Annotated in this window: 5 protein-coding genes and 2 pseudogenes; 5 read left to right on the forward strand and 2 right to left on the reverse strand. The window is 22.8% G+C overall.

Annotated elements, in window-relative coordinates:
* Window positions 1-496 precede the first annotated feature (496 nt).
* Both BBA70_RS00210 and BBA70_RS00215 read right to left on the reverse strand, forming a co-directional pair.
* A pseudogene (locus BBA70_RS00210) lies at window positions 497-742 on the reverse strand (HU family DNA-binding protein).
* Window positions 743-966: 224 nt separating this feature from the next.
* Window positions 967-1,259 (reverse strand): annotated as a pseudogene (locus tag BBA70_RS00215) (single-stranded DNA-binding protein).
* 1,272 nt (window positions 1,260-2,531) lie between these two features.
* On the opposite strand from BBA70_RS00215, the gene BBA70_RS00220 reads away from it, so the two are divergent.
* From BBA70_RS00220 to BBA70_RS00240, 5 genes are all read left to right on the forward strand, one after another.
* A complete protein-coding gene (locus BBA70_RS00220) occupies window positions 2,532-2,939 on the forward strand; it encodes an SVM family protein (RefSeq protein WP_011412316.1) in 408 nt (135 codons plus the stop codon).
* 30 nt (window positions 2,940-2,969) lie between these two features.
* Window positions 2,970-3,323 carry an SVM family protein gene (locus tag BBA70_RS00225; RefSeq protein ID WP_011412317.1) on the forward strand — a complete coding sequence of 118 codons (354 nt, stop codon included), beginning with the start codon at window positions 2,970-2,972 and terminating at the stop codon, window positions 3,321-3,323.
* A gap of 65 nt (window positions 3,324-3,388) precedes the next feature.
* Window positions 3,389-3,571 (forward strand): hypothetical protein, encoded by a 183-nt coding sequence (locus BBA70_RS00230; protein ID WP_011412318.1) that lies wholly within the window; start codon window positions 3,389-3,391, stop codon window positions 3,569-3,571.
* A gap of 557 nt (window positions 3,572-4,128) precedes the next feature.
* The gene (locus BBA70_RS00235; protein WP_252861413.1) at window positions 4,129-4,662 is read left to right on the forward strand and encodes a UvrD-helicase domain-containing protein; all 534 of its coding nucleotides are present in this window, start codon (window positions 4,129-4,131) and stop codon (window positions 4,660-4,662) included.
* A 205-nt stretch (window positions 4,663-4,867) separates the two neighbouring features.
* The gene (locus tag BBA70_RS00240) at window positions 4,868-4,978 is read left to right on the forward strand and encodes a hypothetical protein (RefSeq protein ID WP_252861414.1); all 111 of its coding nucleotides are present in this window, start codon (window positions 4,868-4,870) and stop codon (window positions 4,976-4,978) included.
* Window positions 4,979-5,094 lie beyond the last annotated feature (116 nt).

Below are 5,094 nucleotides of genomic sequence, written 5' to 3' on the forward strand. Positions count from 1 at the left end.
TATCGATTAATAATAATGATATTAAAAATGATAATTCGATAATATCAAATATCGAGTATCATTATATATATAATGATATAAAATATTCCTAGTTAAATATGTTTGTCTTTATATAGAATATTTGAAGAGACAAATTGTTAAAAAACTGTTAGTCGTTTGGAAATATATTTATACATAGGATGTATCTTTTCACCCGATAACCTTGTTTTGTTTTGATTAAGAAGAATTGAATATATTTTAAATCTTCTTGACGATAATAAACAACATTTAAACCTTTCTTATAGTTTGTTTTGATAGGATTATTATATTTATATAGTTTATTGGGGTCTAATTGGTATAATTTTAAGTTTTCTATTTTATGGATATTGATTTTGCCAATTAATTCTTTAATGATATTTTTAGAATCATTTTTATAATTGATTTGAAAGATATCATGATGGGTTTTAAGGGGTTTTAAATTGAAAGTTTTTACTTTATCTTTGATAGTTTGGAAATTTTAAAAAGAGATAACAGTTTTTGTGGGGATTTTTAGTTTTTTGCCTGTCTTAGGGTTTCTACTAGTGTAGGTTTTTTCTTGGTTTTAAGATAAATTTACCGATTTTAGAGGATAAAATTACTTCTTCGTTTGTGATGTAATTAATTCAATTAGGTCATTTTCGAATGAGTTATAAAATTCTTCTGTTTTAATGATTGAGGTTTTGTTGGCCTCAACTATTTTTTTAATTAATTCTTTCTTTGTCATTTTTGGGTTTCTCCTTTTTGTTGGTTTTTATTTTTCTCCTTTTGTTTTTGTTTTAATAAGTTAAGAATTTAAATGCGAAAAATAAGTACTTTTTGAAAAGTTTCAATTTGAGATTACTTTCAAAAGATGTAATTTACCTGAAAGAATGTTATTTCACATGATTAAAATAAAAATAATGGTACAAAAAGTACCATTATAATAGAAATAGAACCTTCGCCCGAGTTTTAAAAAAAAGTTAAATGGTCTTCTTTTGGTTTGGAATCTAAGAAAATGACATTGTGAATAATTATTTTTGTTGAGGTTTTGTTTTGTCCTTCGTTGTTAGTGTATTTTCGACATATATTTTCGAACTTTTGTGTAAATATGTACTCATGTTTTCGGCTTGGTTTCTAAAAACTAGACAAGGAATATATTGAACTTTGTCCTTTCCTTAGTTAACCACTAATTGGAAATCGATTTTGGGAATTTGTTCTTTATTACTATTGATATATTCTAGGTCATGAGAAATATTACCAATTAATTAAACTTTGTTTAACATTTTTGGTTTCTCCTTATTTTTTATTCTTTGGGCTTATTTTTCTAATTGCATCTTTTTTTAGATTTATGATTTGTGAGAGTTTGAAATTTAGTTTTTGGTCTATTTCTTATTTGGTGAAAGTTGGGTGTTAAGATTTATTTATGTTGTCTAGGGTGGTGCCGAAACTTTAAAAAATAAATAACACCGATTTTCTTTTGGCTTAGTTTGGTTTTTAATTTTTTAAGCAGTAATTCGTGATTTGCTTGTTTTAAACATAATTGATTTGGGTTGAGGTTTTTTATTCTATCAGGCTCATATTTTTTTCTTTAAAAATGATATTATTTGATTTGGTGGTTTTTGTTGGATTGAAGGTGAGTGGCTTTTTTATTAGTTCATTGATTGTTGATTTTATGGTTCGGAGTTGTGTAAACAATGAAATCATAACCTAAATTTTGGTAATTATTTAGGGCTTGAAGTAATCCTAAGATTACTTCTTGGTTTAAAAAATGGTTTTAATTAAAATAAAAAAACCAAATGTGTTAAAATGGTGGTGTATTAAAAAATACAAAAGAGGAAAGAAACCTATGATCAAAATTAAAAAAATAATCAAATATTTATTTATTATTTTAGAGATGTTTCTTTTTTTATTATCAGTTGGATCGTTTTAACTTAAACAGGAATCATTAAATTGCCAAAAGAAGAAGTTCCTATTTTAAAAGAAACCAAAGCTAATATAAAAGACGAATAGGAAGAAACTAATTATAAAGTAAGAACTCAACCAATAATTAAAATTCATTACATATTTGATGGCTTTAATGGCATCGGTTATTATCAACAACAAACTCAAACCAAAAAAACAGTTTTAATGATATTTTAACCATTCAACACAGACTCCAAACCCAAAGTTGGAATAAAGATTGTGATACTTATAACCATACCACTTTTAACGGATTTGATGTTGATTCTTTCGATGCTTAAGATGATATTTTTATTTAGATAAATATGTAAAATTCGAAAAATAACAACAATGACGATTAAAGACTATTGCCTTGGCGGTTGTTTCGTTGAAAATGATAACTTCGCATTAACCTTTTTCCATCTCCATTTTAACCCTATCCGTCAAATTTTTTCTCTTTGCCAAGATAAACATAACTATGATAAAATCTAAGAAGCCAAAAAAAATAAAAGAACCAACTCTAACTGGTGATAAAATTTTAACAACTTTCAATATTTTAAAATGTAAAGAAATCAAAATTAAAGGAGATTTAATTAATGTTTAAAATCAAAAATAATTTATTAAAATCAAAAATATTTGTATTTATTTTATTAGGATTATTTGTAATTATCAATAATCATCAAGCAATGGCTGCCCCTAATGAAGAGTTTGTTGGCGACATGAGAATAGTTAATGTAAATTTATCAAATATTGATATTCTTAAAAAACATGAAACATTTAAAAAATATTTTGATTTTACACTAACTGGTCCTCGTTATAATGGAAACATAGCAGAATTTGCAATGATATGGAAAATTAAAAATCCGCCTCTTAATTTATTAGGTGTTTTTTTTGATGATGGCACCAGAGATGATGAAGATGATAAATATATTTTAGAAGAATTAAAACAAATAGGCAATGGAGCCAAAAATATGTATATTTTTTGGCAATATGAACAAAAATAATTTTTCTGCATTAAAAAAGGAGTTAAAATAATGTTTAAATTAAAAAATCAATTTAAAAAAAAAATTATTTTTTTGTTTGTTTTCTTAGGTTTATTATTTATTAATAATAAAAGTATTTATGCTTTTCCTGGAATAGATTTAGATGTAAGAAGACATCAATTAGAAGAAGAATTAAACAATTTATTGTTAGAATTAAACAATGTTTTTAATAATATGAGTTTAGATTCTTCAACGCGTTTTAACATGATGGTTGCAATTTCAAACACAATAGACACAACAAACAATCAACTCTCGACGATAAATCAACAAATTATCGAACGTGATCGATGCAACCAACAAAGACGAAACTACCAAAATAAACCTAACAGTCCTAGAAGAATTTAAATAATTTAAAGCATAATTTTTTATTTTCGAATATTTTTCTATTTATAGTTTTAGTAATATTCTTAATGACTAATAATATTTATCAAGTAATGGCAATGAATAATTTAAATGATGAAATTAATAAACTTTATTTAGAACGAAATCAATTAGTGATCAAAATTAATTCGTTCTTATCAAGACCCACAATACAAGAACTTAATGCAAATTATCAAAAATTAAAAATATTAAACAAAAATATATTAATTTAAAATATAAATTAAATGAATTTAATTAAATTCATTAATCAAAAACCAAGAACCTGATGAGGTTCTTTTTTTTATTTAATAACATATGCAACAATAGAAAGAAAAAAACTATTTTAATTAAAAAAATCTTTCAATCTTTACCTATAGTAATCTCATCTTTTTAATCATCACTTTATAATTGTTTATTATGTCATTAAATTCTATCTTTTTTCTGTCAAACCAAATATTCACTAATATAAAACAAGTAATAGTGGTTCAATTTTATCAAAATTTCATCACTAAGCAACCAAATCATAATTTGGAATTTAATTAATACTTGGTTAATAAAGATAAATAATAACCTTAATACTATCAATCGTTATTTCTTTATTTATTAAAATCAATGGTTTAATTTATGTTTATTAATAATTTATGTTTATTAATAATTTATTTTATTATTTATTCCTTCATTTATTGTATTTCATTGATTTTCTTTTTAAATGTATTTATTACCTTTTTTGTTTCTTTTGTTATTTAGGCAAATATCTTTTATTATTATTAAAGAAAATTTTTAAGAAAGAATGATTATTATTATTATGAGAATCAAAAAGTTAAATCAAAGTACCAAATTATGGCATCAACACCTCACTTCTTGCATGTATATACATGGTGGAGCTGGTTCTGGCAAAACTACCATTTTAATTGAAAAATTAAGACAAAAGAAAAAACCTTTAATTTTGGTAGCTAATAATGCTACTAAAAATATTATTTATGATAAATTATTTTCATCATTAAAAGAAGATTATCCTTCTTATAATGATGATGAATTAGAAAAATATTTAAAAGATAATTATGAAATTAGAACATTTCATAGTTTTGCTTATTCTTGTTATTTAAAATATAATATTTTTAATGAAACAGCAAAACAACGAAAATTTATTGATGATGAAACTAAATTAAATATTTTAAAACTGATTTTAAAAGAAAATCAGGATTTAAAATTGTATTTTAAAGAACAAAGAAAATATTCATTTAGAAAGTTTTTACAGGAATTAAATAATTTAATACGTTTAACTTTTCAAAAAGAAAACTGTTATTCATCTATTAAAATTTGATGATAAAGTTTTAAAAAAATCTTTTGAATTGTTGTTAAATTTGTATTATGAAAAATTAAATTATTATAATTTAATAACCTTTTGATGGTTTATTAATTGAAACTAGTGATTTTATTGAATTTGTTGAAAGGAATAATGGTTTAATTTATAATCGTCCTGTTTTATTGATGAATTTCAAGATTTAAATTATTTTTATTATTTTATTATAAAAGAACTTTTATTTAATAAACCAAATTCTTTATATTGTTTTGGTGATTATACTCAAAATATTTATAGTTCTTTTGGTTCTAGTGAACGTATTTTGGAACTTTTGTAAAAGATTTTATACCTCAAAACATTTTAAATGTTAATTATCGTTCTAAAGTCATTAATATCGTTAAAGCAGCTAATGAATTAATTGATAATAAGGAATATTTACAATTATCTTTTAGT

The sequence above is a fragment of the New Jersey aster yellows phytoplasma genome (genome assembly GCF_002554195.1).
Classification (GTDB): domain Bacteria; phylum Bacillota_I; class Bacilli_A; order Acholeplasmatales; family Acholeplasmataceae; genus Phytoplasma.